Origin of the sequence: uncultured Campylobacter sp., from assembly GCF_938030815.1 — a bacterium.
Lineage (GTDB): Bacteria > Campylobacterota > Campylobacteria > Campylobacterales > Campylobacteraceae > Campylobacter_B.
The window spans coordinates 1-4,381 of record NZ_CALHII010000105.1 but is presented as its reverse complement, the minus strand read 5'-3'; the positions used below and the strand labels follow the sequence as shown (position 1 = coordinate 4,381).

The following is a 4,381-nucleotide window of genomic DNA, read 5'->3' as shown; positions in this document are numbered from 1 at the left end:
GCTTAACGTCAATCATATCTTTGATATTGCCGTTAAAATAGATAAATTTCATATTGAAGTAATCGTCCGTAAAAATTTCATCCTGTTTAAAACTAAATCCGACCTCGTACTCTTTGACGGTTTCAGGCTTTAGATCGGGATTTGGGATGTAATAATACATTCGGTTTATCGGTCCTGATTGCGATGTTTCGTGCGGCGTAGGCGCGCGGAAACTCTCGCTATATCCCGCTAAAAGAGTAAATTTATCAAAGAGAGTGTAGGCAATTGCCGCGCGCGGAGAAAATCTGGAATCTTTAAATTTAGCCGATCTGCCTTTGATGTCGCGATCGAATCTATCGTATCTACCGCCTAAGGTAAGCTCTAAATCATCGTGCAAGCGGATCAGATCTTGCGCAAAAAGTCCGTAGCTATTATATTCGTTCGGAAAGGAGGCGAAATCTCTTAGCGCTCCATTTTGGATAAAGATCGCATCCTCCTGCCTATTTTCGTAATCGCCGCCGAAAGCAAAGCTATGATTTAAAAAGCCCGTATCAAATTCCGAGATATTTTTGATCTCTAGTCCCTTACGATCGTCTTTGTTCGTGTAGCTGCCGGTATCTGCGCCGTCGATATAGCCGCGTTTATACTCGGCTCTGCTTTTATAGGCCTTAAAAGACATATCCACTAGCGGGCTTTGCGGCGTGAAATTCCAATCAAAAACATAATCTCTCTGGCTTAAATTTCCGCTTACGAAGAGATCTGCATCATTTTGCCATAGTGTCTGCCACATCGTGTGTAAATTTTCGTCGTAATCAAAGGCGCTGAAGCTTATGCGGTGATCGTCCAAATTCGCGCCGATCTTAAAAAATCCAGTATCGATATGCTCGTTATTAAAGCTCTTGTCGTAGTCCAGGGCGTAGTGCGTGCCGCCGTCTGCGAGCTTGATATTGCCGTAGCTTGCGCGCTTACCGTAGAGTAAAACGTCGATCGGAATTTCCTCTCCCTTGCCGTAGATTGCGCCGCGTATGCTATGCATATTGTTTGATTCAAGCCTCTGTCCTAGCATCAAGCCTACGCTTTTGCCCTCGCTTAGATAATCGCTCGCACTTTTGGTTTGCATATTTACGATACCGCCGATCGCACCCGAGCCGTGAAGCACGGACGAGGCGCCCTTTATGACCTCGACACGCTTTAAGATGTCGCTATCGGTGCGAAAAGATGAGATCATATTTGAGTAAATTCCTAGGCTTCTACGCACGCCGTCTTGCTTGATAATGACGCGCTCGTCGCTTTGATATCCGAATCCTCGTATCTGAAACTGCCTGCCGATCTGTCGCCCCATATCCATACCGCCGTCAACGCCCGGTATCTGCATGATCGAATCGATCACGTTGGTTTTGGCTTTCATATCTTTGGGGGTTAAAATTCCGGCCGAGCCTGCGTATTTTAGGTTATCGACCGCGCTCACCGTCGCTTGCACGACGATTTGACCCAGATCCTGCGACTTCGTGGCGTTGTTTTCGGCCGCATTCGCTCCGCCTATTGCGCCTATCGCAAGCGGCACCAATAAAATTCGCTTTTTCATACCCGACCTTTAAAATAAAATTGAAATACATTATTATATATCCACATACTTAAATAAGGTTGAAATTTAATTTCAAAACTATTTGAAATTTGTTTTTTATTGGCGGCAAGTAATGTGCTCCGTCTAAGCCGTTTTCGCGTTTTGGCTACGTCATGCCTGCACTCTATTTGTGCCATTTCTGCCCCCTCGACTCCGCTCCTTTTATATCCGTTTGTATCGCGTTTCGTCTGACCGCCTCTGCGTCATGGCTTCTCGTTGCGATCTGTCTGCGCCGAAATCGAGCGGCTAATTCGGCGTTTTTATCTCAACAAAGAGTCTAAATTTAAACATCAGCAATTCGTTTACGTCTAAATTTAGCAATTGCCCGAGCGACTTAAATTTCTTGCTTTTCATAAATTTAGATCGGAATTTATTTGCTTTTTATTTTACAAAGGATAAAATCGCGCCTAAGAGATCGGTCGATCTAGATTATTTCAGGACTTTTTCATGAATAACGTTAAATGGTACATCATCGCAGGCGCCGTGCTAGGCGTGCTGGGTGCGACGCTAGTGCATTTCGGAAACCCGGGCAATATGGGCGTTTGCGTCGCTTGCTTTTTGCGCGACACCACCGGCGCGCTGGGCTTTCACCGAGCTAGCGCGGTGCAATACATCCGCCCGGAGATCATAGGGCTCGTGTTCGGCGGCTTTTTGGCAAGCGTGCTTTGGACGCGCGAGTTCGCGCCGGTTACCGGCAGCTCGCCGTTTGCAAAATTTTTCCTAGGGATTTTCGCGATGATCGGCTGCCTTGTGTTTTTGGGATGTCCGTGGCGTGCGTTTTTGCGCCTAGGCGGCGGCGATTTGACCGCGCTAGCCGGGTTAGCGGGTCTGATCTGCGGCGTACTCATTGGGTTTTTGCTTAAAAAGCGCGGCTATGAGGCGAGCAAAGAGGCAAGACTTAGCGGCGCGATCGGAATTTTGCCCGTGATACTGGGTGCGGCGCTACTTGCGGCCTTGGTTTTCGGACTCAAAACGGGCGAGGGCGGCGCGCTTTTTATCTCCGCTAAAGGCCCCGGCGCGCAACACGCCGCGGTAGGCATCTCGCTGGCTGCGGGCATTATCGTGGGCGCGGTGATGCATAGAAGCAAATTTTGCAGCGTCGGCGCATTCGGTAGAATTTTCCGCGGCGATTTCTCGATGTTTTGGGGCGTGCTAAGCGTCATCGTGTTTGCAAGCATCGCAAATATCGCGTTTGGACAATACAAGCTCGGCTTCGAGGACCAGCCTATCGCGCATAACGATTTCGTTTGGAACTTCTTAGGTATGGTGCTCGCGGGTCTTTGCTTCAGCCTAAGCGAGGGCTGCCCGGGCAAGCATCTGGTGCAGGCCGGCACGGGAAATTTAAGCTCGGGCATATTCGTCATCGGCATGGCGGCGGGCGCTGCGGTCGCGCACAATTTCTTGCTCGCAAGCTCGGCTAAAGGCATCACAGAGTTTGCTCCTTACGCGGTCGCGATCGGTTTTGTTTTCGCGCTTTACGTGGGGATTTTTCAAAGACGCGGCGCTTAAGGCTGATATTTAATCTCAGAGATCAATCTATACAGAGGCGGCGTATCTAGTCAAGCTCTGGCGGCGCGTACTTATAAAGAAATACGCTGTCGGAGCAGAGCGCTCGCTGTAAGATTGGCGCAAGCAGCTGAAGATGGAATTTAAAAATTTGTAGCCGTATTCATAACGCGATAAAGCAAATGATAAAATATATTCCGCGCAAGAAAGATTACGATCAATTTTTAAGAGTCGTTCCTTTAAATTTTAAAATTTAAAGGCTTCGTCGATTAAGGCTTCTTTCATCTAAAGCTCTTTAATTATTAATTAAATCCAGCCATACGTGGCGCTGGGTCTTGTCCAAATCAATGTCTTTTGTCTTCATAAAAAATTCTTTTATCCTAACGTAGTCGTCCATAGTTTCTATCGTAAAGGCGATATCTTTATCCTTGCCTCGGATTATTATATTATCGTAGAATATAAGTCTAAGTTGAAATTTAAAAACCAAAAAATACATAAATTTTGAGATGAATAAAAACAAAAACGTCAATATTAATATAAAAATTACTTTGGAACTACCTGTTTCTATATATTTTCTTACGCCGATAGCTAATACCAATATGCAGATCAATAAAAAAGCGATTATCGTAGCATACGGATCAAATTTTAAGAAAAATCTATAAAAAGCGCCTTGCCTCCTAAGCCACTCATTATCTCTTGCAAAATAGGCTCTTTTTACATCCTTAAGATCATCTAAGAATATAGTTTTTTCGGGCATTTTATTTGTATAATAAGTAACTCGATCATTATAAAATTTTACAAATTTCTTATTGTAAAAATTTGTAAAATATTCCATTATTATAGGCAATCCGAAAAATGGAAATACTATAAAAAGCTGATTATATCTAGTTTGATTGGGTTCGTATGAATACATAAAAATCATAATCGCAAGCGTGCATACCGTAGCAAGAACTATATAAAAATTAGTCCTATCTTTGAGCACTAAAGGCTCTTTATTGTAATCACGAGCGCAACTCGAATTTTGTTCAAATTTATTAGGTTTTTCATTTGTATTTATCGTAGAGTCATCCGTGGATTTTTCAAATTTAGAATTCTTACTGTCAGAATTCTCGGCATCAAAATTCCGCCCTGAACCCTGCTCTAAATTTTGACGCCGTTCATTTAGAATTTTTTAGCTTCTCAAGCCTCTGTTTTCTATTCATCTTTTATTCTCTATAACCTACACAAAAATTTGCGACCGGATTTTATCTAAATTTTTTCCTATTTTTAGTA

Annotated in this window: 3 protein-coding genes; 1 reads left to right on the top strand and 2 read right to left on the bottom strand. The window is 44.1% G+C overall.

Going from position 1 to position 4,381, the window contains the following annotated elements:
- A partial coding sequence (locus Q0277_RS03725; protein ID WP_297995761.1) for a TonB-dependent receptor occupies positions 1 to 1,564 on the bottom strand: 1,564 nt, incomplete at its 3' end.
- Between the two features lie 486 nt (positions 1,565 to 2,050).
- Between Q0277_RS03725 and yedE the strand changes: the two genes are divergently transcribed.
- A complete protein-coding gene (gene yedE / locus Q0277_RS03720) occupies positions 2,051 to 3,112 on the top strand; it encodes a YedE family putative selenium transporter (protein WP_297995757.1) in 1,062 nt (353 codons plus the stop codon).
- A gap of 292 nt (positions 3,113 to 3,404) precedes the next feature.
- Here yedE and Q0277_RS03715 read toward each other — a convergent pair whose 3' ends face one another.
- A complete protein-coding gene (locus Q0277_RS03715) occupies positions 3,405 to 3,866 on the bottom strand; it encodes a hypothetical protein (RefSeq protein ID WP_297995754.1) in 462 nt (153 codons plus the stop codon).
- Positions 3,867 to 4,381 lie beyond the last annotated feature (515 nt).